Raw genomic sequence first — 25,601 nt, forward strand, 5'->3', positions numbered from 1 at the left:
TCACGATCCAGGTCAGGAACGGCGAGTAGTAGAACATCACCGCGAGGAACACGAAGGTGAAACCGAGATCGATCACCAGCGTCAGCGCAGAGCTGGTGAGGAAGTTCCTGATGTTCTCGAGTTCGCGCACCCGCGCAACGGAGTCACCTGCCCGCCGCGCCTCGAAATAGGCAATCGGCAGCGCGATCAAGTGACGGAACAGCCTTGCGCCGAGCTCGACGTCGATCCGGTTGGTGGTGTGGGAGAAGACATAGGTCCGGAGCGCGCCGAGGACGGTCTCGAAGATCGAGACGACGATCAGGCCGAACACCAGCACGTCGAGCGTGGTGTAGCCGCGATGCGCCAGCACCTTGTCGGTCACGACCTGGAAGAACAGCGGCATGACCAATGCAAAAAGTTGCAGGAAAAATGATGCAACCAGCACTTCACCGAGCAGCCGGCGATATTTGTGCATGGCCTGGAGGAACCAGGTGATGTCGAAGCGTCGAGCCAGATCGGACAGTGACGCGCGGCGCGTCATCAGCACGATGCGGCCGGTCCAGCCCTGTTCGAACTCGGCGCGCTTGACCACCTGCGGACGATTGACCACGGGATCGTGAATGAGAACGTCTTCGGCGCCGACCTTGCCCAGGATGGCGAAGCTGCCGTCATGGCGCTCGATGATTGCGGGCAATGAGAGCTTACGAAGGCCCGACCAGCTTTCGCGGATTGCTCGCGCTTTGAGCTTGAGCTGCTTGGCGCAGCGAAGCATTTCCTGAACGCCAACGCTAGAGCCGGCGAACTGATGCGCGATCTGAGCGGGATCGACTGCGATCTGATGAAATCGCAACAGCAGCGCAAGGCACTGCAGCCCCGTATCTTGCCTTATGGCTTCCACACTCACGTCTGCCCCTGCTACTACCTTAGATCGCACGTCCGACCACGACACGTTCTCCCGGACTCGCAAGGTCTGCGACGTACTCTGTCGACATGGAACTTTCGTAAAGTCTTATCGAACCGTCGCCTCACCTTGCGTTATTCTGCCGCCGACATCGTCGCGGATTCCAGCGGATCACGAGCGAGCTCAAGCGCCTGCGCGATCTCTGCGACGACGCTGCCCCAAGCTCCCGGCCGCGACTGGCGGAACTGCCGCAACGTCGGATACCACGGGCAATCATTGCGATCGAGCAGCCAGCGCCAGCAACCATTGAAGCGGTTGAGGAGCCACACGGGACGCCCCAGCGCGCCAGCGACGTGGACTACCGCAGTGTCGACGCTGATCGTCAGGTCAAGATTGGCGATCAAGGCCGCGGTATCGGCAAAATCGTTCAGGTTGTCCGTGAAGTCGTGCAGCATCAAGCCGGACGGCGCGGTGATCGCCTGCCCTGGAGCACTCTTCTGCAAAGAGACGAATGACACGCCTGGTATTCTCGCAAGCTCCGCGAAAAGGTCCGGCGCAATCGACCGGCGGCGATCGTCCGCCATCGTCGGACTACCTGCCCAAGCGAGGCCGACGCGAAAGCCCCCAACGGGACGAAGCCGCTTCTGCCAGATCTCCATCCGCGCGGCATCCGGAACGAGATATGGAACCCGACCAGGCACGTCCGTCAGCGATAGCCCGAGTAAACGCGCAAGACCAAGGAGCGGGCAATGAACGTCGAAATGCGGAAGGGGATCGCCGCGCGGAACGATGATATCGACGCCAGGAAGATCTTTCAGCAAGGGCGCAAGCGCGCGTTGCACCTCGAGGACCACGCGCGCGCCACTCCGCAACAGTGAAACCAGCCGACAGAACTGAATCGTATCGCCAAACCCCTGCTCGGCATGGATCAGAAGCGTCTGGCCGCTAATATCCTCACCGTTCCAGACCGGCTGCGTAAAGTCGTCGAGCCGGCCCGGCCGCTTCTTCAGCTTCCATCGCCACTCGTATTCCCTCCACCCCTCCACATGATCGCCGGTCAGTAAGCGCGCGATCGCACGGTTGCTGTGGGCTTCGGGGTGATCAGGCTGCATGCGCAGGGTCTGGTCGAACAGGGGCCAAGCCTCGTCGAGCCTGCGCAGATCGATAAGCAGCTTGGCGAGATCGTTATACCAGTCTGCGCAACCCGGTTTTAGCGCGATCGCCTTGCGATACTCCCGCTCCGCCTCTTCGTAGCACTCGCGCCCCTCGAGCACCTGAGCGAGAACGAAATGTCCTTCGGCGAGGTTCGCGTCGCGCGCAAGCGCGAGACGACAATGCCGTTCGGCTCCGTCGAGCGCGCCACGGCTGCGCAGAACGCTGCCTAGGTTGGCATGCGCGGGGGCAAAATCGGGATTGATCTGCAAGGCTTCGCGAAACTTCGCCTCGGCGTCCTCGAGCTCGTCCCTGCGACACAGCAGGATGCCGAAATTGTTGCATGTCATCTCAGACGACGGCCTGAGGTGGTAGGCTTGCCGAAGATGCGGCTCCGCGGCATCGAGCCGCCCTGTTTCCAGGAGCAGCATGCCGAGCGCGCCGTGCGCGTCCACATGATTCTCGTCAAGGCCGATCGCAGCGCGATACTGGGCCTCGGCTTCCGCACGCCGCCCCAGAGCACCAAGGGCGTTGGCGAAATTGTGCCGGAAATTGCTGTCCTTTGGCTCCAGTTCGATCGCCCGGCCGATAAGATCGACGGCGCGCGCGGGCTCGCGCCGCTGAAAATGGATGACTCCGAGCAAGTGCAGGCTTCCGGCGTGATCAGGATGCTTGTTCAGCAGGCGCCGATAGATGATCTCGGCGCGCTCGATACGGCCGGCCAAGTGATGTCTCAGCGCCTCATCAAAGGCGCCCGGCGGCGTCGCATCCGCTGCCCGCACCGCAAGTGCCGCCTTGACTTCCCCGACCACGGCGTCCCAGTTACCGGGCGCGGGCTGCTTGAACTGCCGTAGCGTCGCGTACCAGGGACTACGGGTGGGATCGAACAGCCAGCGCCAGCAACTGTTGAACCTGTTGAGCAGCCAGACCGGCCGGCCAAGCGCCCCCGTCAGATGTACGATCGAGGTGTCGACGGTAATCACGAGGTCGAGCGTTGAAATCAACGCTGCAGTGTCGGCGAAATCGGCGAGCTCAGCGGTCCAGTCGTGCACGACGAGGCCGGGCGGCGGCGACGCGGCCTGTCTCGAAGCCTCGCCCTTCTGCAACGACACGAACGAGACACCCGCTATATCCCCGAGCCCAGCGAGCGTTTCAAGCGTAATAGATCGACGCCTGTCGTTCGCCAAGGCCGGGTTTCCCGCCCAGGCAAGGCCCACACGCAGCCCCGGCAAAGCCTCGACACGGCTGCGCCATTTGGCGATGCGACTGCGATCGGCAGCGAGATAAGGTGCTTCACCCCGAATCCGGTCGAAGGTAACGCCGAGCCAGCGCGGCAGACTCATCAGCGCACAGCGGACGTCGTAATGCGGCAGCTTGTCGCCACGCGCGACAATCTGGTCGACGCCGGGCAATTGCGCAAGGAGCCCGAGCAGCGGCCGCGGCACCTCGAAGACGATGCGCCCTCGCCCCGCAGCGAGCGGCACGAACCGGCAGAATTGAAGCACGTCACCGAATCCCTGCTCGGCGTAGACCAGCAGCGTGCGCCCATCGAGATCGTCACCGATCCATGGCGCGCCGGTAAGATCGTCGCGCCGCTCGACCTTGCGGTGGTCATCGTAAGCCGGCCATCCTTCCTCGAATTTTCCGGCGCCGAGCAGCGTCATCCCTAGATTGGACAACGCCTCGGAATAGTTGGGACGCATCTGGATAGCGCGGCGATAGCAGTCCTCGGCTTTGTCGAGTTCGGCAAAGTCGCCGAACAGCGAGCCGAGATTGTTGTAGACTTCGGCATAGTCCGGCTTCAGGCGGATCGCTTCGCGGTAATGGAATTCCGCCGCGTCGTAGATGCCGCGCTCCTTGAGCGCGTTGCCAAGGTTGTTGTGCGCGATCGGATAATCGGGCCGCAGCCGCAGCGCCTCGCGGCAGTAGGTCTCCGCCTCCTCCGGACGACCGAGTTCGCGCAGGAGATTGCCGAGATTGTTGCAGGTCTCCGGAAACTCCGGCCGGCAGGACAACGCCTGCCGAAAATACGTCTCGGCCTCCTCCAGGCGCCCCCGCGCCTGGCAGAGATTGCCGAGATTGTTGAGCACTTCAGGAAACGCCGGCCTGATGCGGCAAGCCTCCTGGTAGTGCAGCTCCGCATCATCGATGCGTCCGAGTTCCTGCAGCAGGTTGGCGTGGATACCGCGCACGTCCGCATCCTCCGGTCGCAGCCGCACCACTTCGGAGAGACAGCTGGAGGCTTCATCGAGCCGCCCTGCGGCCCGCAGCAGATGAGCGAGGCCAAGCCGACCATCGATCTCGTCTGAACCAAGGCGGATAGCGTCGCGAAAGTGCCGCTCCGCCTCGTCCAGCGCACCAAGCGACTGCAGCACCTTCCCGAGGTTCACGCGATAGCTGGCGTTCTCAGGGGCAAGCGCGACGGCTCGTTCGAGACGCTCACGTGCTCGAGCGGCCTGTCCGCGCAACAGCGCGGCGATCCCCAACACATTCATGCAGCCATGATGGCAGGGATCCGCCTGCAGGATCGCGTTGCATGCGGACTCGGCTTCTTCAAGCCGACCCGCACGCAGGGCGTCGACCGCCTCATCGAAGCTTGCAGCGCCCGCGCCAATGTCCTCAGTTAGTGCCATGCCGAAGCAATCGCCGTCTGGAGACTTGGATCGTTCGGCATCTGCGTCGCCGTCGAGGGCGTGAAACCGGGGTTGGCACTCGCGTAGGAAGCCATCGCCTGAACGAGCTGCGAAACCGAGCTGTCGAGATGCAGGCCGTCGCCGGCCGCGATCTCCGCCAGTGCCGAGCTCGGGTTCGCCCCGAACCAGTCACTGATCGTGAACTGATCCTGCGTGCCGAGGATGTCGATGATGAGATCGTCTCCGCTCTGGACGAACCAGAGATCCTGGCTCGCCACGTCGGACGCGAAATCAAGCTCACCTTGTGCAGCAGCTCCCGATGCGGTTGCATTGTCGATGGTCACCTGGCCGGTGCCACGATCGGCAAGATACAGTTCGTTCGTCCCGCTGGCGATGATGGTGCCGTTGATCCCGCCGATCGTGACGGTATCGCCGCTGCCCGTCAGCGTGACGTGATCGCCGGTCCCTGTGATAGCCACGGAATGACCGTCGCCCCCAAGGGTCAACGAACTGCCTGTGCCGGCGAGCGTCACCGCTGCTGCGCTCGTTGCGATCACGGTGTCGTTGCTGCCACTGACGACAAGCGCGTTACCGGCGCCGCTGATATCGATGACCTCGTTATCGCCGGTCACCGTCACCACGTCGCTGGTGCCCGTGATCGCAACGGTGTCGCCATCGCCGCCAATGGTCGCCGAGCTGCCGGTTCCCGTTACGGTCACGGTTGCCGCGCTGGCAGTGGTCACCGACGCATTGCTGCCACTGATGACCAGGGTGTCGCCGACGCCACTGATGCTGACGGCCTCGTTGTTGCCGGTCACCGTGACCAGGTCGCCGTCGCCGGTGATCGCGATGGTGTCGTCGTCGCCACTGATCGCCGCCGAGCTGCCGGCCCCCGTTACCGTCACAGCTGCAGCACTGGTTGTACTCACTGAGGCATTGCTGCCGCTGATCACCAGGATATCGCCGGTGCCGCCGATGTCGACAGTCTCATTGTCACCGCTCACGGTCACCAGATTGCTAGTGCCCGCGATGGCAATGGCATTGCCGTTGCCGTTGACCGTCGCAGAGGTGCCAGTGCCCGCCACGGTCACCGAGGCTGCACTTGCCGTGGTCACTGTCGTGCCGGTACCCGTAACCGTCACGGCATCGCTCGTTCCAGTCAGGGTCACGGCGTCGCTGGTGCCGCTGATGGTCACCACGTGGCCATCCCCGCCGATCGTCGCCGAACTCGCCATCCCCGTGACGGTGACCGTAAGTGCGCCGGTCGCATCGATCACAGCGTCGGTGCCGCTGATGGTCACGTTGCCACCCGAACCGGTCAGTGTCACGCTATCGCCCGCCCCCGTAACGGCAACGACGTTTCCGTCGCCGAGGATCACGGCCGAGCTGCCCGCGCCGGCGACCGTAATCGCCGCGCCGCTGCTCGTCGTGACCGTGTCATTGCTGCCGGCGATCACGAGAGTGTCGTTGCTGCCCGTGACGGTCACGGTCGCGCTGTTGCCGGTCACGGCCACCTGCTCGCTGGCACCCGTGATCGCGACCGCGTTGCCGTCGCCGGTCACCGATGCGGAACTGCCGATCCCTGCAATCGTGATCGACGCCGCGCTGGTCGTGGTCACCGACGCGCTGCCGTTGAGGGCGAGCGTGGCGCTCGCGCCAGTGATGCTGACGCTGTCGCTGGTGCCGGTCAAAGTCACCTGGTCGCCGCTTCCTGTGATCGACACCATGTTTCCGTTGCCGGTTACCGAAGCCGAGCTGCCGGCGCCGGCGACCGTGATCGCCGCCGCATGGGTCGTCGTCACGGACTCGTTGCTCCCGCTGACGGCAAGCGTCGCGCCCGTCCCTGTGACGTTCACCGAGGCGTTGTTGCCGGCAAGCGCTACCTGGTCGTTGGTACCGGCAATCGTCACCGCATGGCCGTCGCCGCCGATGCTGGCTGAGCTTGTGGTCCCGTTCACCGTGATCGTCGCCGCATGGGTCGCGCTCACGGAGGCATTGCTGCCGCTGATCGCGAGGATGTCGCTGGTTCCACTGATCGCCACGGTGACGTTGCTGCCGGTCACAGTCGCCTGGTCGCCGGCTCCGGTGATGGACACCGAATTGCCATTGCCGCTCACGGTTGCCGCACTGCCGGTCCCGTTGACGGTGACCGACGCGGCGCTGGTCGTGGTAACGGAAGCACTACCGCTGATGGCAAGCGAAGCGTTGGCCCCGCTCACCGTCACGCTGTCACCAGTGCCGCTCAGCGTAATCTGGTCGCTGGCTCCCGTAACCGAGACCTTGTTGCCATTGCCGCTGATCGTTGCCGAGCTGCCGGTCCCGTTGACCGTGATCGTCGCCGCGCTGGTGGTCGTGACGGACGCATTGCTCCCGCTGAGCACGAGTGTGTCGCTGACGCCGCCGATGGACACGACTGCATTGTTGCCTGACAGCGTCGCACGTTCGCTGTTGCCGGTGAGCGCAACCGTGTTGCCGCTGCCATTGACCGTTGCCGAGCTGCCGGTGCCCGTCAGAGTCACCGACGTCGCGCTGCTGGTGGTCACGGTTGCGGCCGTGCCGCTGACCACGACGCTATCCGCGGTGCCCGTCAATGTCACGGCATCGCTGCTGCCGGTGATCGCCACGGCATGGCCATTGCCGCCGATCGTCGCCGAACTCCTGAGTCCGGTCATCGTGACGGTCAGTGCGGCGGAGGCGCCGATCGTCGCGGCGCTGCCGCTGATGGTCAGGCTGTCGCCCGTACCGCTCAGCGTCACGACATCGCTGGTGCCCGCGACGGTGACGGCATTGCCGTCTCCCGTGATCGTTGCCGAGCTGGCGGTGCCCGTGATCGTCACCGCCGCGGCGCTGTTGGTCGTGATCGTCTCGCCGGTGCCACTGATGACGAGGCTATTGCCGGCCCCGCCGATGCTGACGGTCTCGCCGTTGCCGGTGACCGTTGCCCGATCGCTGGTGCCCGTGATCGAGATGATGTTTCCGGCGCCGTTGACGGTCGCCGTGCTGCCGATGCCGGTCAGCGTGATGGCAGCCGCGCTCGTCGTCGTGATCGTCTCATTGCTTCCGCTGATCACGAGCGTGTCGCTGACGCCGCTGATCGTGACCGCCGTCCCATTTCCGGTCAGCGTCACCTGGTCGCTGGCGCCCGTGATTGACAAGGCGTTGCCATCGCCGGTCACGGTGGCCGAGCTTGCAGCCCCCGTGATCGTGATCGCGGCCGCACTGGTCGTGGTCACGGAGGCATTGCCGCCGCTGATCGCAAGCGAATCGCCGGTTCCGCTGATCGTCACGACCTCGTTGTTGCCGGCAATCGTGACCTGGTCGCTGGCCCCCGAAATCGAGACCGAGTCGCCGTCGCCGGTGATCGTGGCCGAGCCGGCCGTCCCCGTGACCGTGATCGCCGCCGCACTGGCCGTGCTGATGCTGACATTACTGCCACTAACCGCGAGGACGTCACTGACGCCGCTGACCGTCACACTTGCATTGTTGCCCGACAACGAGACCTGCTCGCTGTTGCCGGAGACCGACACACTATTTCCGGTGCCATTGATGCTGGCCGAACTGCCGCTTGCAGTCACGCCAACCGATGCGCTGGCGGCGTTCAGGGTCACCGCAGCGCCGCTGATAGTGACGCTCGCGCCGGTTCCGGTCAGCGTGACGGCATCGCTCGTCCCCGTGATCGCCAGGATATCACCATTGCCGCCGATCGTGGCCGAGCTTCCCGTCCCGGTCACGGTTGCCGTCACCGCATTGGCTGTATTGATGACAGCATTGCTACCGCTGACCGTGACGATGTCGGACGTCCCGACCAGCGTCGCAGTGTCGTTCGTTCCCGCGACCGAGACGGCGTTGCCATTGCCGCTGATGGTCACCGCGCTGCCGGTGCCTGTGACCGTCACCGCCGTCGCATTGGCGGTCACCGTGTCATTGCTTCCGTTGACGATCACGGTATCGCTTGTGCCTGTCACCGTGATCGGGTCGTTGCTACCGTTGACGGTCACGGTCGCGTTGTTGGCCGGCATCTGGATCAGCACGTTGCTCGCGTTGATCGTGCTGGTGCTGCCATCGACGTTGACGTCGTAGCCAGCATGGGCACCGAGATATGCCATGTTCCAGGCCGTGCCGCTGGCGAACAGCACCTGCCGCAAGCCGTTGGCGCTGTTACCGAAGCCGCCGCTGACCGTGACCTGGTCGCCCGTGGACGGAATCTGGATGATGAGATCACCGAACCCGACGCCGCCGCGCGAGATCAGCACGTCGCTAGTCAGCACGGAGGAGTCAAACGACAGCGTTCCCAGCGAATTGTTATTGCTCGCCGAGTAGTTGTTGATCGTGAGCTGGCCATAGCCCTTGTGGAAGACATAGGCATCATCGCCGCCTGCGCCCACCACGCTGTCGATGCCGCCCTTGGCGTCGAGGATGTCGTTACCCGATGTCCCCGTCATGGTATCATTGCCGGTGGTGCCCGCGAGAGCAGCGGTCACGGAGGCGACGCCGACCAACGTGATCGTTCCCGTCCCGTTGGCGAGGGTCACCGTGTTGGTATTGTTGCCGAAGACAATGGTTTCGATGTCGTTGACGTTGACCGATCCAGTCGTCGCCGAGATCCGCAGCGTCGTCCCCAAGCTCGCCTGGACGATCCCGCTCACGCCCCCGAGGGTGACCCACGACGTCCCCGCTCCGCTGCCGCTGTTAATCGTGATATCGTCATAGGCGCCGGTCGCGGTGACTGTCACGGCCTTGCTGGAAATGATGTTTTCATAGCTACCGGTCAGGGTGACGACGTCATCGTTACCGCTGACGACCACCGTATCGCTATTGCCGGACGAGGTCACAACGTTGTTGCTTCCGCCCAGGGCGACGTATTCATTGCTGCCGTTCAGCGTCACGGTGTCCTGAGTATGGATGACCGACACCGAGTTGCCGTTGCCGTTGACGATCAGGTTGTTGGAGTAGGCGCCGACCGTCACATTACTGCCGCTGGTGTTGAGCGTTTCCCCACTCCAGCCATTGGTGAGCGTGAAGTTTGCAGCGTTGGTCGTCGTGACGGTGGCATACGTTCCGGTCCCGCTCAATGTCACCACGTCGCCGGTCCCGCTCAGCGACACGACCTCGGCCGCGCCGGTGAGCGTCAGCGTCGCATTGTTGCCGTTGACCGTCACGGTGTCGTAACTGTTGTTCACCGTCACCGTGCTGTTGTCGCCGGTGATCGTCACACGGTCGCTTGTCCCGCTGACCGTCACGACGTCGTTGTTGCCCGTCACCGTCACCAAGTTCTGGTTGCCGGCGATCGTTATCGTGTCGCTATTGCCCAGCACCGTCGCCGTGCCGTTGGCGACCATAGAGATCCCGACGGTCGAGCCAGACGCGCTCACCGTGTTCTGATTGCCGTTGACGCTCACGCTGGCGCCGCTGCCCGTCAGTGTTGCACTGTCGCTTGTGCCGGCCAGCGACAAGATCAGGCCGTTGCCGCCGAGCGTCACCGCATCGCCGGTCCCGCTCAGCGTCACGTTGCTGGCAGCCGACGTGTTCACCGTGATGTAGTTGCCGCTCAGCGTCAGTCGATCACCGGTGCCGATCAGCGTCACCGTCTCGCTCGCACCCGCAAGCGTCACGCCATAGCCGTTGCCGATCACTGTCGCCGAGCTACCGGTCCCCGACAGAACGACCGCCGCAGCCAATGCCGAAACAGCCCCGGAGACCGTGCTTCCTGTCCCGTTGAGGTTGATCAGGGCAGAGTACGCACTGGCGCCAAGACTCACGGTCTCGTTGCTGCCGTTCAGCGTCACCGTGTCCAGGGTATTATTGACCGACACCGAGTTGCCGTTGCCGTTGATCGTCAGGGCGTTGGAGTAGGCATTCACCGCCACATTGCTGCCGCTGGTGTTGAGCGTCTCTCCGCTCCAGCCGTTGGTGAGCGTGAAGCTCGCCGCGTTCGTCGTCGTGATCGTGCCCCACGCGCCGGTGCCGCTCACCGTCACCACGTCGCCGGTGCCGCTCAGCGATAGCGTGCCGTTCGTCCCGGTCAGCGCAATCGTCTCGTTGTTGCCGTTCACGATCACGGTGTCAGTGGTGCCGCTCACCGTCACCTGGTGGCCATCGCCGGTTAGCGTCACGCGATCGCCGTTGCCGCTTACCGTCACGACGTCGTTGTTGCCGGTCACCGTCACCGAGTTCTGATTGCCGGAGACCGATATCGTGTCGCTACTACCCAGCACCGTCGCCGTGCCGTTGGCGATCGTGGATATCCCCACGGTCGAGCCAGACGCACTCACCGTGTTCTGATTGCCGTTGACGCCTACGCTGGCGCCGGTCCCCGTCAGCGTCGCGCTATCGCTTGTGCCGGCGAGCGACACGATCAGGCCGTTGCCGCCGAGCGTCACAGTATCGCCGGTTCCGCTCAACGTCACATTGCTGGCGGCCGATGTGCTCAGCGTGATGTAGTTGCCGCTCAATGTCAAAACATCGCCGGTGCCGACCAGAGTCACCGCTTCGCTCGTACCCGCAAGCGTTACGCCATAGCCATTGCCGACGACCGTCGCCGAGTTGCCGGTCCCTGACAGAACGACGACCGCGCCCAACGCCGGCACAGCCCCCGAGACCGTGCTTCCGGTCCCGTTGAGGTTGATCCGGGCGGAGTACGCGCTGGCGCCCAGGCTCACGGTCTCGTTGCTGCCGTTCAGCGTCACCGTGTCCAGGGTATTATTAACCGACACGGAATTGCCGCTACCGTTAATCGTCAACGCATTCGAATAGGCACTAACCGCGACATTGCTGCCACTGGTGTTGAGCGTCTCTCCGCTCCAGCCGTTGGTGAGCGTGAAGCTCGCCGCGTTCGTCGTCGTGATCGTGCCCCACGCGCCGGTGCCACTCACCGTCACCACGTCGCCGGTGCCGCTCAGCGACAGCGTGCCGTTCGTCCCGGTCAGCGAGACCGTCTCGTTGTTGCCGTTCACGATCACGGTGTCAGTGGTGCCGCTCACCGTCACCTGGTGGCCATCGCCGGTCAGCGTCACGCGATCGCCGTTGCCGCTCACCGTCACGACGTCGTTGTTGCCGGTCACCGCCACCGAGTTCTGATTGCCGGCGACCGTTATCGTGTCGCTATTACCCAGCACCGTCGCCGTGCCGTTGGCGATCGTGGATATCCCCACGGTCGAGCCAGACGCACTCACCGTGTTCTGATTGCCGTTGACGCCTACGCTGGCGCCGGTCCCCGTCAGCGTCGCGCTATCGCTTGTGCCGGCGAGCGACACGATCAGGCCGTTGCCGCCGAGCGTCACAGTATCGCCGGTTCCGCTCAACGTCACATTGCTGGCGGCCGATGTGCTCAGCGTGATGTAGTTGCCGCTCAATGTCAAAACATCGCCGGTGCCGATCAGAGTCACCGCTTCGCTCGTACCCGCAAGCGTTACGCCATAGCCGTTGCCAACGACCGTCGCCGAGCTGCCGGTTCCCGACAATACGACCGACGTGACCGATGCCGGTACGCCTCCCGAGACCGTGTTACCCGCCCCGTTGAGGTTGATCAGGGTATAGAACGCGCCGGCGCCAAGGTTCACGGTTTCGTTGCTGCCATTCAGCGTCACCGTGTCGAAGGATTTGGTGACCGATACCGAGTTGCCGCTGCCGTTGACCGTCAACGCGTTGCCGGAGACGCCAACCAGCACATTGCTGCCATTGGTGTTGAGCGTCTCCCCGGCGGAGCCATTGGTGAGCGTGAAGCTCGCTGCGCTTGCTGTCGTGATCGTGCCCCAGGCGCCAGTGCCGCTCACCGTTACCATGTCGCCAGTGCCGTTCAGCGACAGCGTGCCGTTCGTCCCGGTCAGCGTCACCGCTTCATTGTTGCCGTTCACGATCACGGTGTCGGTGGTGCCGCTCACCGTCACCTGGTGGCCGTCACCGGTCAGCGTCACGCGATCGCCGTTGCCGCTCACCGTCACAACATCGTTGCTCCCCGTCACCGTCACCGAATTCTGGTTGCCGGCGACCGTTATCGTGTCGCTACTGCCCAGTACCGTCGCCGTACCGTTGGCGACCATGGAGATCCCGACGCTCGAGCCCGAAGCGCTCACCGTGTTTTGATTGCCATTGATGCCTACGCTGGCGCCAGTCGTCGTCACCGTCGCGCTGTCGCTCGTGCCGGTCAACGACAGCATCACGCCCGACCCGCTCAGCGTCACTGTATCGTTGATGCCAGCCAACGTCACATTGTTTGCGCCCGCCGTATTCACCGTGATGTAGTTGCCGCTCAGCACCAGCTTGTCGCTGGTGCCCAGCAACGCCACCGACTGATAATCACCCGCAAGCTGCACGGCCTCCCAGCTGCCGGACACCGTCGCGGTGGCGCTCGCTCCGAAGATATTGACCGAGGTGCCGTACTGCCCTGATACCGTACTGCCCGTCCCGTTGAGATTCACGACCGCATTGGTCGCGCTGGCGCCAACGGTCACAGTCTCGTTGTTGCCGTTCAGCGTCACCGTGTCCGCGTTGCTGCTGAGCGACACCGAGTTGCCGCTACCGTTCATCACGGCCGAACTGCCCGCGCTCGCAATCGACAGCGTATCGTTCGTCCCGTTGACGGTAATCGTTCCACCGGGAGTATTCAGCTCCACCCATCCGGAATTCACCAGCACCGTATCGTTGGTGCCGGTGACGATCAGGCTGCTGCCGTCTGTGAGCGAAATCGTGGTGTTGCTGACGTTTGTCGTATTGGGCATTCCCGCCTCCCCCCGAACCGGCAGTTGATCTCAGATCACGCTGACGCAACTCAGACCACGTCTGGGGATCTGGCGTTGGCCGGTTTCGTGGATAACGGTCCCTCAATCACACAGCTTGCCGCCGGTGATGCCCGACTGCCATTGCGGACAGCCTCCCAACAGATCTCCGGACGCAGGCAATCGCCGCCGTCGCCTTGGATCGGCCGGCCGGGCTTCCTGCGAAGCGTCTTCTATTGATTGAGTGGAGGTGCCGCGATGCGAACTATGGCGAGTCGTGACTACTCAGCCTGGTTCGTGACGGGCGCGAGACAATAAAGGAGCGTCATTCACATTCGCCAGCCAACATTCCCCTATTCCCCATGCACTACCCGTATGTGCAAAGACAGAATGTCGCAACCGATGGAAAAGAGCAAGACGCGATCGGAAATAATTTGGGGAGACTGAAACTCTCTCGGGATCGGCTGGCGATGGCCACAGCGCCTTAAGAATCGGAGCAAAAGCATAAGGCTTGCCAGCCCGGAATCGGGAATTTCATTCGAGGCTGACATTCCCAACGCAACCAGCAATAAATGCCAAAATTGTATAAGCCATCAGACGCAATCCACATGGAACTATCATGGCATCATATCGAACAGTACATCAGTGCGGTCATCCTGTGATTTGATCTGGTGCGGCCGATGATAACCCGATGACGCGCTGCGTTCGCGCATGAGGGGCATGACGACGCGGATCTGTGGTCTCGCGTTGTGCCGACGTGGCGCGGCCCGCTTTCGCGCGGACGGCCGAGCGACTTCGCAGAAGTCCAGCAACGGCCTTATGTTACAAAGACAATTTCGAGCAGCATCGTCATCGGACCATGCCGCCGCGATACGAGCTATCCAGCCCATCACTTTCGGAAGAACGATCCGACGCTCAGCTTGGCAGCGCCTCGCTCGCCTGGATGATTGCGGTCAGGCGCCTACGTTGCCGGCAGCGCGAAGGAGAACGTCGCGCCCCCGCCCGGCTCGTTGGTGGCACACAGCTCGCCGCCGTGCTCGCGGACGATACCGTAGCTGATCCACAGACCGAGCCCGGTGCCCTCGCCGACGCGCTTTGTGGTGAAGAACGGCTCGAAAATATGACTCAGATGATCCTTGTCGATACCCGGACCGTTATCCGAGATCTTGAACACGATCTCGTTGCCCTCGCGTGCGGCGGAGACGACGAGCCGCGGCAACTCGGTGCCGCGCATCGCATCGACGGCGTTCTCGACGAGATTGACGATCACCTGGTGCAGCTGCCCCTCATTGCCTGAGATCCAGAGCTCCGGCTCGACCTCCATCTGCAAATCGATGCGCACCTGCTTGGTACGCACGGCCCACAGCACCGCGGTGTTGATGAGGCGCTCGATATTGACGCGTTCGACCTCGTCGAGCTTGCTGAAGGACAGCCGGCGCAAATTCTTCACGATCTCGCTGATACGGACCGCGCCTTCCATCGTGCCTTCGATCAGCGGACCGAAGTCCTCGAGGATCTCGTCGATACGCAGGCTCTTCCTTTGCGCCGGGAGATCGCCGGCCTCGCCCTTGCCGTGAACCGCGTCGAGATAGGCGACGATCGCGGTGCGATAGCGCATCAGGGTGTGGATGTTGCCATAGACGAAGCTGATCGGGTTGTTCAGTTCGTGCGCGACGCCGGCGACGAGCCGGCCGAGGCTCGCCATCTTCTCCTGTTCGACCAGCTGCCGCTGCGCGCGCTGTAACTCGTGATGCGCCTTGTGCAGCGCCTCGTAGGCGCGGCGAAGTTCGCCGATCGGACGCCCCGTCAGCACCACGCCGATGAAACGGCCGCGGTGATCATGGCGGGGTGAACTGTTGATGGCGAACAGGTCGGAGCTGCCGCCCTCACTCGAAAATCGCAGCTCGCCATCGACCACGTCGGAGGCGCCGCGCGGCTTCAACAGCGGCACCAGCCTTGCATTGTCGGCGTCGACGATGACATCAGCGATGTTCCTGCCGACGATGTCCGCGACACCACGCCCGAGGGTGTGCTGGAACGCGGAATTGACCTGCTGCATCAGCCCTTTTGCGTCGCAGACGATGAGGATGTCGGAGACGGATTCGATGACGTTGGTGACGAAAGCCTGCGCTTCCTCGAGCTCCGCATTCTTGTGCTCGAGGTCGACCTCGTAGCGCAGGAGGTCGGAATAGACCTCGTCCATCTTGCGGATGACTTCGATCCAGGCGCCCTCGCGCTCGGGATCGAACTCGATCGTCTCGCGATTGGTGATCAGCTTGAGCAGCGATTCGGTCTCGCCGGCTTCAGGGGAATGCGTCGCCTTTGGCATTTTTTCTCAGATCATACCTGGACAGCTTGTTCCTTAGACCGACGCGCGACAACCCGAGCTCGCTCGCGACCCGACTGATATTGCCTTCGTACCGCTCCAGATAGGCGATGATAACCGACTTCTCGAGATCCTCCACCTTGTCCTTGAGGCTCGCCGAGCCGTTCAGCTTGCCATGGACCTGCGCCGCCGGCTGTCTGGCGTTCCGCCGCCCGAGCGGCGGCGGGGCCTGCAATTCGTCGGCATCGGCCAGAACAGCCATGCGCTGGATCTCGTTCTGAAGCTCGCGCACATTGCCCGGCCAATGGTATTTGACGAAGGCGTCGAGGGCGGAAGCTGCAAAGCGCAGGCCAGGCCGATTGAACGAGGCCTTGACGGAGGACAGCACCCCTTCCGCGATCAGGGGAACGTCCATCGGGCGCTCCCGCAGTGCCGGCATGTGGACCGGGAACGCCGCCAGACGATAATAGAGATCGCGCCGGAAGCGGCCCGCCTCGACCTCCGCCTCGAGGTCCCGGTTGGTCGCCGCGACCACGCGGACGTCGACCTTGCGCACCCGCTGCGCGCCGAGCGGGCGGATCTCGCTCTCCTGCAACACCCGCAACAGCTTGACCTGGAACGCCGGCGAGGTCTCGCCGATCTCGTCGAGGAAGATCGTGCCGCCGTCGGCGACCTCGAACAGGCCGATGCGGTCTTGGTAGGCGCCGGTGAAAGCGCCCTTCTTGCAGCCGAACAGCTCGCTTTCGAGCAGCTCGTCCGGCAATGCGCCGCAGTTCTCGACCACGAAGGCCTTGTTGGCGCGCGCCGAGCCGTAGTGAATGGCGCGCGCGAGCAGCTCCTTTCCGGTCCCGGACTCGCCCGTGATGAGCACGGAGATGTCGTAGTCCGCGGCGCGCTTGCCGAGCTCGATCACCCTGTGCATCGGGCTTTCCGGGGAATGCACGATGCGGTCGAAATCGTAGAGCTGCTTGGCAACCCCGCGCTTGACCGAGACGACCTTCTTGATGTGCTCGGGCGTCGCCTTGACGTCGACGCCGGCGGTCTCCGTCTCCTTTTGCAGGCGGTAGAGCTGAACCGCCTCCTTGACGATATCGATGAGCTTGTCCGGCTGCCACGGCTTCGTGATGTACTGATAGATGCCGGCCTCGTTGAGACCGGCGATAATGTCTTCGGAATCGGAATAGCCCGAAATGATCATCCGCACCGGGTCAGGCCAGAGCTCCCGAACCCGCTTGAGGAAGCTGACACCTGATTCATGCGGCATACGCTGGTCGCAGAGGATGGCGTGGACGATCTCGCCTTCCAGCAATTTTTCCGCGTCTGCTGCGCTGCCGGCGCAGAGCACCTCGAAATCCTCGCGGAGCACGCGTCGCAGCGCTTCCTGCGAACGGATTTCGTCGTCGATGACGAGAACGGTTCCCAGCACGCTCATGAGGGCACCACCATGGATCCAGGTCGCTCGGCCGTCCGCCGCGACCGGTGGTTGGCGATGGTCAGCGGCGTACGCGACTTCGGCACCTTGTGGATGAAGTTGTAGCGGGCGACATGGTAGCTCGGATCGAAGCCGTAGAAATTGAGCCTCATCCGCCGCAGCTCCTCGTCGCGATAGGCCTGCAGGGGCTTTTCGGCCTCGTCCGCCGCGCGGCGCCCTTGCTTGTCGGCGAGACGCGCGGCGAAACCTCGATCCGCACCTGCAGCGGCAGCGAGCTTCACGAGACTCTCGCGCGCGAGCTCGTCGCGTGCGAGGACGCGGTCGACGATCCCGAGGCGCTGCGCCTCGGCGACGCCCATCGGCAGCCGGCACTGCGTGATCCTAGTCGCGCTCTCGGCGCCGGCGCGGCGCGGCAACAGGTAGGTCCAATATTCGGAGCCGAACAGATTGCCCATGTCCTTGTAATGCGGATTGAGCACGATCTGGTCGCTGGCCCAGACCTCGTCGGCCGCCAGGCTGAGGAACACGCCGCCGGCTCCTGCATTGCCGCGAATGACTGATATCACCAGGCGGTCGGTGGTCTCAATGATGGCGCGGGCCAGGTCGTCGATGGCGTTGATGTTGCGCCAGGATTCGTCGGCCGCGCTGTCCGCGGCCTCGATTTCGGCCAGGTGAATGCCGTTCGACCAATAGTCGAAACCGCCGGTCAGGAGCAGCACCTTGGTCGGGCGAGCCAGCGCGGCGCGGTAGGCATCGAGCAACGTTTCACAGTCGTCCGTCGCCATCGCGCCGTTGTAGAAGGAGAACTGCAACTCGCCGACCTCACCATGCTCGCGATATTGAGTTGGAGCATAGCCGCAATCCGGGCGCCGCGGCAGGTTCGCCGCTTGCTCGGCGAACACCTTTGCCGCGGATCGCTTCAGGCTCTTCGGCGCAAGCTGCCGCACATGTCCGATCCACACCGCGCCATCGACCGTCGCACGGGCCAGGGCCCCGTCGCACTGCGCCACGACCGTACCGGGCACACCGGAAACATCTCGCGCTTCATGGGCGTCGAACAGCCGGACATCCTGAAAGAACAGGCTGTCGACCAGCCCCGGCATGCCGTCGGCGCTGTTGATCTTGCGCAGAACGGTCTCGGTCGTGTCGTGCTGCCAGTCGATCGCCCGGTCCGCCTGATGGCACGGTCCGCGCACGCGAATGCGGGCGTCGCCCTTGCACATCGGCTGCGGCGTCGGACATCCCGCTTCGATCGCGTCGATGGCTTCCAGCACCGATTCGACCGCGCATGAGGTGACCTCATTGCGGTAAATGCTGGACTTCGGAGCACGCCGCATCGGAAACGTGCGAAAAGCCCAGACCGGACCGGCATCGAACTCGCCATCCGCCTGCAGCACCGTGACGCCCCACTCGGTCGCCCCCTCGAGAATGGCCCAGTCGAGCGCCGCGGGCCCACGGTCGCCGGGCGGGCCGGGATGCACGACCAGGCAGCACACCTTGCGCCAGACGTCGTCGGGGATCGCCCGCTTGAGAAACGGCGCGATCACCAGATCGGGCCGATGCAGCGTCACGCTCTCCCGCGTGACGTCGGCATGGATGTCGAGCTCGACCGAGACCTCGTGGCCCCGCTCGCGCAGTTCGACATGAAGACGCTGTGTCAGGCTGTTGAAAGAATGCGACAGGAGCAGAATGCGCATCGTAGGCCTCAGCAGATCCGGGGTAGTTGCTCGCCCGACAGCCAGTCGACGATTCGTCCGCCGCCAAAACTCGTCGCCATCTGCACGAAATGGTGGTCGTCGGCGACGGCCTCGCCGACATCGGCGGCATCGCGACCGAGCGGATGCGCGCGCATCGCTGCCAGCACCGCTTTCGCCGCCTCCGGCGCGACGATCGCGACCAGCTTACCTTCGTTGGCGACATACAGCGGATCGAGCCCGAGCAGCTCGCACGCCGCAGCAACGCCCGGCTTCACCGGGATCGCTTCCTCCTGGAGATGGAAGCCGAGGTCGGACTGCTGGGCGATCTCGTTCAACGTGGCGGCGAGCCCGCCGCGCGTGGGATCGCGCATCAGGCGGATGCCACGGCCACCGGCGTGCACCATCTGCGCGACGAGATCGTTCAACGACGCCGAATCCGAGACGATCTCGGTCTCGAAAGCGAGGTTCTGCCGCTTGGACATGATGGCGACGCCGTGATCGCCGAGGGTGCCCGAGATCAGCACGCGATCGCCGACGCGCGCGTTCTCGGCCGAAAGATCGAGCCCGTCAGGCACGACACCGACGCCGGCGGTCGAGATGAACAGGCCATCGGCCTTGCCACGCTCGACCACCTTGGTGTCGCCGGTGATGATGTGGACACCGGCCGTGCGCGCGGCTTCCCCCATGGACTCCGCGATCATCTTGAGGTCGGAGAAGCGAAACCCCTCCTCGATGATGAAACTTGCCGAGAGATAGAGCGGCTTGGCGCCGGCCATCGCGATGTCGTTGACAGTGCCATGGACCGCGAGCGAGCCGATATTGCCGCCCGGAAAGAACAGCGGTGAGACCACGTAGCCGTCGGTCGTCATCACCATCCGCCCGGCGCCGACGTCGAAAGCAGATTGATCATTGCCGCGCGCCAGCCACTCATTGCCGAAGGCTTCGTGGAACAGCCCCGAAATCAACTGCGCCATGGCGCGGCCGCCCGAGCCGTGGGACAGGTCGACGCAGCCGTTCTTGATATCGAGCTTGCGCTGATAGGCCTTCATGACGCCCGCCTCTGCTGATGGTCGCGGAAGCGGCCGTAGGTCCAATGCGCGGCGCAAGCGCCTTCCGAGGACACCATGCAGGATCCCATCGCCGTCTCCGGCGTGCAGACGGTGCCGAACAGCTTACAGTCGACCGGCTTCTTCACGCCGCGCAGGATGGCGCCACATTCGCACGCGGGATTGTCGTCGACGCGAAGCTCGTTCATGCCGAAGCGGACCTCGGCATCGTATTTGGCGTAAGCGCGCTTCAGCTTCAGCCCGCTATAGGGAACCTGCCCGAGCCCGCGCCATTCGAACTGGTCTCGCAGCTCGAAGATGTCGGAAACCTCCTCCTTGGCACGCAGATTGCCGTCGCGCGTCACCGCGCGGCTGTACTGGTTCTCGACCTCGTGCCTGTGCTCGTTGACCTGACGCACCAGCATCAGGATCGCCTGCATCATGTCGAGCGGCTCGAAGCCCGAGATCACCACCGGCTTGCCGAACTCTTCGGCGAAGAACTCGTAAGGCGCGGTGCCGATGATGGTCGAGACATGCGCCGGCCCGACGAAGCCGTCGATTTCGACGCGGCCGATGCTGCGGATATCGGGGCTTTCCAGAATGTTCTGCATCGCCGGCGGGGTCAGCACGTGATTGCAGAACACGCTGAAGTTCGAAAGCTGCTTCTTCTCGGCCAGCCGGATCATCACCGCGGTCGGCGGCGTCGTGGTCTCGAAGCCGATGGCGAAGAATACGATCTCGCGCTCCGGGTTCTCTTCCGCGATCCTGATCGCGTCGATGGTGGAATAGACCATGCGGATATCGGCGCCCCGCGCCTTCGCCTTCAGGAGCGACGCTCCTTGCGAGCCCGGAACGCGCATCAGGTCGCCATAGACGCACAGGATGATCTCGCTGCGCTCCGCAAGCCGGATCGCCATGTCGATGCGCCCGGCCGGTAGTACGCAGACCGGGCAGCCGGGACCATGGATCATCCGCACGTTGTTCGGCAGCATGTCTTCCAGGCCGTAGCGCGATATCGCATGGGTGTGGCCGCCGCAGAACTCCATGAAACGATAGGGTCGTTCGGGATGAGCCTCGACGCGTATCGCCTTCGCAAGGCCGAGCGCGATCTCCTTGTCGCGAAACTCGTCGGCATATTTCATGACGCCACTCCCTGTCCCTCGACGCTCAGTTCGCGCAACAATTCGAGCGTCCGCCGCGCCTCTTCCGGATCGATCTTGGTCAGGGCATAGCCGACATGGATGATCACGTAGTCCCCCACTGCGAGATTCTCGATCAAGGCGACCGAGATCTCCTTGCTGACGCCGTCGATCGAGACGATGGCCATCTCGTCGGGCAGGAGTTTCGTGACCTCGGCCGGTATCGCGAGACACATCAGGCGGTTCCTTCCAGATCTTGCTGTTCGAGAAGTGTTAGCGCGGCAATCCAGGCCTGGCCCAGGCTGAGGCCGCCGTCATTGGGCGGCATCTGGCGCGGCAGCAGCGGCGAGAGGCCGGCCGCGATGCAGCCGCGAACGATCTCCTCCGACAGGATCGCATTGAGAAAGCAGCCGCCGCTCAGGGCGACGCTGCTGATGCCGGTCGCGCGCGCCGTCCGGCCGATCCAATCGACGCAGGCCGCGGCCAGCGTGCCGTGGAACAGCTCGGCGCCTTCGACCGGATCGATGCGCGCGGCCAGGCGTTCGAACAATGGAGCCAGCGAGAGAACGCCGCGCTCGATGATCCAGCCGTCTTGCGCGATGTGGGGGCTGCGCACCAGCGCTTCCAGCTTCATTGCGGCTTCGCCCTCGTAGCTCTGCACCGGGCAGAGCCCCAACAGCCCCGCCGCCGCATCGAACAGCCGGCCGGCGCTGGTCGTCGCCGGCACGCCCGGCTGGTCCAGCATGGCGCCAAGGCGCAAGGCCTGCGGTTGCGACTTGAACCGCGTTGCGATGACATCGCCTTGCCCGAGGCCATGCAGCACGCTCGCGCCCATGCGCCAGGGTTCACGCGCGGCGCGATCGCCGCCCGGCATCTTCATCGGCGCCAGATGGCCGAGCCGCCGGAAATGCGCGCCGTCGCAGGCGAGCAGCTCGCCGCCCCAATTGCCGCCGTCGCTGCCGTGGCCGAAACCGTCGAGCACCAGCGCCAGCGCCGGTCCTGCGCTGCCATGTTCCGCCAGCACGGCGGCCGCATGGGCATGATGGTGCTGGACCGCGATCAGCCGGTTGCCGCGGGTCTCGGCAAAGCGCGTCGAGGCCATGTTCGGATGCAGATCATGGGCAACAATCACCGGCTCGACGTCGAGCGTCGACAGCAGGTGCTGCACAGTCTCCTCGAAGAAGCGGACGCCTTCCGCCGTGTCGAGGTCGCCGATGTGCTGGGAGACGAAGGCTTCGTTGCCGCGCGTGACCGTCACGGTCGATTTCAAGGCGCCACCGACTGCGAGGATCGGCGGCACCGACCGCGCCAGGCGGACCGGCTCGGGGACATAGCCGCGGGCGCGGCGGATGAATTGGGTCCGGCCCGAGACGACCGCCGCCACGGAATCATCGGCGCGGGTGACGATGTCGCGGTCATGAGTGACGACGAGGTCGGCAATGCCGGCTAGACGTCGCTCGGCCTCGCGATTGTCGATCAGAAGCGGCTCGCCGCCGGGATTGGCGCTGGTGGCGACGATCGCCCAGCTCTCTCCGGAGCGCGCATGCGCCGTGTTCAGGGCATCGAAGATCAGATGATGCAGCGGGGCGACCGGCAGCATCACGCCGAGACGGGACAGCTCCGGTGCGATGGCCGGTGCCAGCCGTTCGCGCGAGCGCATCAGCACGATCGGCCGCGGCGAGCTCTCGAGCAACGCGAGCTCCGCGCTATCGGCGTCGGCGATATCCGCGACCGCGTCCACCGCTGGCACCATGACGGCAAAAGGCTTCTGGTCGCGCTGCTTGCGCTGCCGCAGCCGGCACACGACCTCATCGTCGCGGGCATCGCAGAGCAGCTGATAGCCGCCGAGCCCCTTGATCGCCACGATCTTGCCAGTGGCAATCGCGGCAGCAATGTCCGCGATTTCATGGCTGAGCTTCGGGCCGCAATCCGGGCAGGCGATCGCCTCGGCATGGAAACGGCGGCTGCCAGGGTTGGCGTAGTCGTCCGCACAGGCTCTACACATCGCAAAGCGCTTCATGGCCGTGGCCGCACGGTCATACGGCAGCCGCTCGGCAATGGTGTAGCGCGGACCGCAATGGGTGCAGTTGATGAAGGGATAGTGATAAAAGCGGCTGTTCGGATCGAACAGCTCGCGCAGGCATTCCTTGCAGGTCGCAGCGTCGGCGACGATGCGTGTCGATACCCTGCCCTGCTCGCTGGCGCGAATGCAGAACTGCTCGCTTGCGATCGCACCGACCGCATGCACCGAGATGTCGTCGAGGCGGGCAAGCGGCGGCTTCTCCAGCGGCAGCGCCGTGACAAAGTCGGCGGCGCGTTCACCCTCGACCTCGATGACGACCCCATGGGGATCGTTGGCGACGAAACCGCCGAGACGATAGCGCGTGGCGAGGCCGTAGACATAGGGGCGGAAGCCGACTCCCTGCACCGCGCCGCGCACGTGCAGACGCAGTCTCCTCACCGCTGCGCTCGTCCCGCGGTCCATCGTCATCCCTGCGCCGCCATCTCGGCCTGCTTGGCCTTGGCCCAGCGCCTGCGGATCCAGGCATAGAGGGCCGGGAATCCCTCGCCCGTGCGCGCCGACACCGTCATGACCTCGATCCCAGGGTTGACTCGCCGCGCATATTCGACGGTCCTGGCGAGATCGAAATCAAGCACCGGCGCAAGATCGATCTTGTTGATCAGCATTAACGACGAGGCCGCGAACATATCGGGATATTTGAGCGGCTTGTCCTCGCCCTCGGTGGTCGAGAACACCACGATCTTGCAGGCTTCGCCGAGATCGAACGCGGCCGGACACACGAGGTTGCCGACGTTCTCGATGAAGAGAAGGCCGCCGTTGAGCCAGGGCAGCCGGTCATAGGCCTGGCCGACCATGGCCGCATCGAGGTGGCAACCCTTGCCGGTGTTGACCTGGATCGCCGCGACGCCGGTGGCGCGGATACGTTCGGCATCGTTGGAGGTTTGCTGATCGCCCTCGATCACGCCGATCGGGAAACTGTCCTTCAGTCCCGAGACTGCGCGAACCAGCAGCGAGGTCTTTCCGGCGCCCGGGCTTGACACCAGGTTGAAGGCGAGCACCTCGTCGGCCTGGAAGCGCGCACGATTGTCGGCGGCGAGGCGGTCGTTCTTGCCGAGAATGTCGCGCTCGACCTGGATGATGCGCTCGCTGCTCATGCCGGCAATCGCTTGACCTGCCGGATTGGCGCCGCAATCGAGCAAGCCCGTCTCACCATCGGCGTGGTCATGGTGGTGACCGTGAACATGGTCGTGGCTGTGCCCGTGACCGTGATGATGATGGTGTCCGCCGTGACCATGATCATGGTGATGATCATGCGCGTGTTCGACAGACGCCTTGCCGTCGCTGCAGCCGCAGACCGTACACATCAATCGACCTCCAGTTCTCTGACGCGCATCTCTTCCCCGCCCGTCACCTGCAATTGATAGCCGCCGCAGGAGGGGCACGGCTCGTAACGCTGCTTGATCTCGACGCTTTTGGAGCAAGCCATGCACCAGGCTGTCCCCGGTGTCGCGATGATCTCGAGCCTTGCGCCTTGCGCGATGGTCCGTGCCGCGACGGCCTCGAAGCAGAATTTCATCGCCTCCGGCGCGACGTGGCTGAGCGCACCGATTTCGAGGCAGACGACGTTGACCTTGGCGAAGGAACGCTTGCGCGCCTCCTCCTCGACGATGCCGATGATGCCTTCGCAGAGCGCCATCTCATGCATGGCCCACCTCGCGGAAATCGAGCTTGAAACCGACGCAGGGATCGAACGCACCGACCAGCGCGCGAACTGCGTCCTGGCCGCGCCGGCCGGCAGTCAGCACCGCGCCCTTCAGGCTGCGGACCAGCGGTCCACGGGCGTGGAAATTCCATTCGGTTGGCGCCAGGAATTCGAACTTGACGATGCGGCTCTCCTCGTCCAGCACCACGGCGTGGTAGAGCCGGCCCCGTGCACATTCGACCGCGGCGGCGCCCTCGCCTGCACCGAGCCGATGGGTCGCGACGGCGCCATCGTCGAGATCTTCGCCGCCGCGATCGAGCCAGGCGCAGAGCCGTGCAATTTCGGCGATGCGCGCTTCGAGTCGCGCGGCCGGCCCAGCCTCCGGCGAGACGGATTCGCGCCGCGCCCATCGCGCCCAGACACCGGTTTCCGGAATCCTGCCGCCGAGCTCCGGCGCGTCGGAATAGGCAGCCCCGCCCGCGAGCAGGCGCGCAATGACGTCGAGATCGTCAGCCGCCGTCAGGAAGGATGGCTCGACTGACGACGGGGACAACCCCTCACCCTCGCAGCGTTCGATATGGACAGCGAGCACACTGCCGGGCACGAGAGCCTGACCTTCGCCTGCAATCCCCAGGCCCGTGAGCGCGGTCTTGATCTGTGCCACGGCCTCGCGCCGCAAGGCTTCCGACACGCCCTCGCTGGCGCCGCCGAGGACGGTGGTCGCCTGCATCATGGCGCGCACGGCGGCAGCGCTCGCGCCGTCGAGCGCGAGCCGACCGACGAACAGGCTGCGCAGCAACTCGGTCAGACGCTCGGCAACGACCGCGGTGAGGCGGCAGCGCGCCGTCGCCGGGGTC

General features: G+C 64.3%; 13 protein-coding genes. All 13 read right to left on the minus strand.

Annotation, left to right across the window (positions count from 1 at the left end; all coding sequences use genetic code 11):
- Positions 1-877: ABC transporter transmembrane domain-containing protein (locus SE92_RS10955; RefSeq protein ID WP_245324802.1), on the minus strand; the 877-nt coding region annotated here is incomplete at its 3' end.
- Between the two features lie 137 nt (positions 878-1,014).
- Positions 1,015-4,665 carry a tetratricopeptide repeat protein gene (locus tag SE92_RS34935; protein WP_084251791.1) on the minus strand — a complete coding sequence of 1,217 codons (3,651 nt, stop codon included), beginning with the start codon at positions 4,663-4,665 and terminating at the stop codon, positions 1,015-1,017.
- Positions 4,656-13,382: a beta strand repeat-containing protein gene (locus SE92_RS10965; RefSeq protein WP_063195708.1), complete on the minus strand. Its 8,727-nt coding sequence runs from the start codon at positions 13,380-13,382 to the stop codon at positions 4,656-4,658. Before SE92_RS10965 ends, SE92_RS34935 begins: the two co-directional genes overlap by 10 nt.
- Before the next feature lie 958 nt (positions 13,383-14,340).
- Positions 14,341-15,708, minus strand: coding sequence for a sensor histidine kinase (locus SE92_RS10970; RefSeq protein WP_063195709.1), 1,368 nt, complete (start codon positions 15,706-15,708; stop codon positions 14,341-14,343).
- Positions 15,683-17,137, minus strand: coding sequence for a sigma-54-dependent transcriptional regulator (locus SE92_RS10975; RefSeq protein ID WP_063195710.1), 1,455 nt, complete (start codon positions 17,135-17,137; stop codon positions 15,683-15,685). The genes SE92_RS10970 and SE92_RS10975 overlap by 26 nt, the downstream gene beginning before the upstream one ends.
- Complete coding sequence (locus SE92_RS10980; RefSeq protein WP_063195711.1) at positions 17,134-18,834, minus strand: hydrogenase maturation protein; 1,701 nt, start codon at positions 18,832-18,834, stop codon at positions 17,134-17,136. Before SE92_RS10980 ends, SE92_RS10975 begins: the two co-directional genes overlap by 4 nt.
- Before the next feature lie 8 nt (positions 18,835-18,842).
- Positions 18,843-19,883 carry a hydrogenase expression/formation protein HypE gene (gene hypE / locus SE92_RS10985; RefSeq protein WP_063195712.1) on the minus strand — a complete coding sequence of 347 codons (1,041 nt, stop codon included), beginning with the start codon at positions 19,881-19,883 and terminating at the stop codon, positions 18,843-18,845.
- A complete protein-coding gene (gene hypD / locus SE92_RS10990; RefSeq protein ID WP_063195713.1) occupies positions 19,880-21,022 on the minus strand; it encodes a hydrogenase formation protein HypD in 1,143 nt (380 codons plus the stop codon). The genes hypE and hypD overlap by 4 nt, the downstream gene beginning before the upstream one ends.
- The gene (locus tag SE92_RS10995; protein WP_063195714.1) at positions 21,019-21,255 is read right to left on the minus strand and encodes a HypC/HybG/HupF family hydrogenase formation chaperone; all 237 of its coding nucleotides are present in this window, start codon (positions 21,253-21,255) and stop codon (positions 21,019-21,021) included. Before SE92_RS10995 ends, hypD begins: the two co-directional genes overlap by 4 nt.
- Positions 21,255-23,504 (minus strand): carbamoyltransferase HypF, encoded by a 2,250-nt coding sequence (gene hypF / locus SE92_RS11000; RefSeq protein ID WP_502686794.1) that lies wholly within the window; start codon positions 23,502-23,504, stop codon positions 21,255-21,257. Before hypF ends, SE92_RS10995 begins: the two co-directional genes overlap by 1 nt.
- Before the next feature lie 2 nt (positions 23,505-23,506).
- Entirely contained in the window at positions 23,507-24,406 is a 900-nt protein-coding gene (gene hypB / locus SE92_RS11005; protein ID WP_063195716.1) for a hydrogenase nickel incorporation protein HypB, read from the minus strand.
- Positions 24,406-24,747, minus strand: coding sequence for a hydrogenase maturation nickel metallochaperone HypA (gene hypA / locus SE92_RS11010; protein WP_063195717.1), 342 nt, complete (start codon positions 24,745-24,747; stop codon positions 24,406-24,408). The genes hypB and hypA overlap by 1 nt, the downstream gene beginning before the upstream one ends.
- Positions 24,740-25,601, minus strand: an 862-nt coding sequence (locus tag SE92_RS11015; RefSeq protein WP_063195718.1) for a nickel-dependent hydrogenase large subunit, incomplete at its 5' end; no start/stop codon positions are given. The genes SE92_RS11015 and hypA, both read right to left, overlap by 8 nt.

Source organism: Bradyrhizobium sp. AT1 (assembly GCF_001590795.1).
Taxonomy (GTDB): Bacteria; Pseudomonadota; Alphaproteobacteria; order Rhizobiales; family Xanthobacteraceae; genus Bradyrhizobium.

What these genes read in the sequence shown, in the direction of transcription:
- SE92_RS10970 (WP_063195709.1), bottom strand. Translation starts at nt 15,708, where the DNA reads ATGCCAAAGGCGACGCATTCCCCTGAAGCCGGCGAGACCGAATCGCTG.
- SE92_RS10980 (WP_063195711.1), bottom strand. Translation starts at nt 18,834, where the DNA reads ATGCGCATTCTGCTCCTGTCGCATTCTTTCAACAGCCTGACACAGCGT.
- hypA (WP_063195717.1), bottom strand. Translation starts at nt 24,747, where the DNA reads ATGCATGAGATGGCGCTCTGCGAAGGCATCATCGGCATCGTCGAGGAG.
- hypD (WP_063195713.1), bottom strand. Translation starts at nt 21,022, where the DNA reads ATGAAATATGCCGACGAGTTTCGCGACAAGGAGATCGCGCTCGGCCTT.
- SE92_RS34935 (WP_084251791.1), bottom strand. Translation starts at nt 4,665, where the DNA reads ATGGCACTAACTGAGGACATTGGCGCGGGCGCTGCAAGCTTCGATGAG.
- SE92_RS10995 (WP_063195714.1), bottom strand. Translation starts at nt 21,255, where the DNA reads ATGTGTCTCGCGATACCGGCCGAGGTCACGAAACTCCTGCCCGACGAG.
- hypF (WP_502686794.1), bottom strand. Translation starts at nt 23,504, where the DNA reads ATGGACCGCGGGACGAGCGCAGCGGTGAGGAGACTGCGTCTGCACGTG.
- SE92_RS10965 (WP_063195708.1), bottom strand. Translation starts at nt 13,382, where the DNA reads ATGCCCAATACGACAAACGTCAGCAACACCACGATTTCGCTCACAGAC.
- SE92_RS10975 (WP_063195710.1), bottom strand. Translation starts at nt 17,137, where the DNA reads ATGAGCGTGCTGGGAACCGTTCTCGTCATCGACGACGAAATCCGTTCG.
- hypE (WP_063195712.1), bottom strand. Translation starts at nt 19,883, where the DNA reads ATGAAGGCCTATCAGCGCAAGCTCGATATCAAGAACGGCTGCGTCGAC.
- hypB (WP_063195716.1), bottom strand. Translation starts at nt 24,406, where the DNA reads ATGTGTACGGTCTGCGGCTGCAGCGACGGCAAGGCGTCTGTCGAACAC.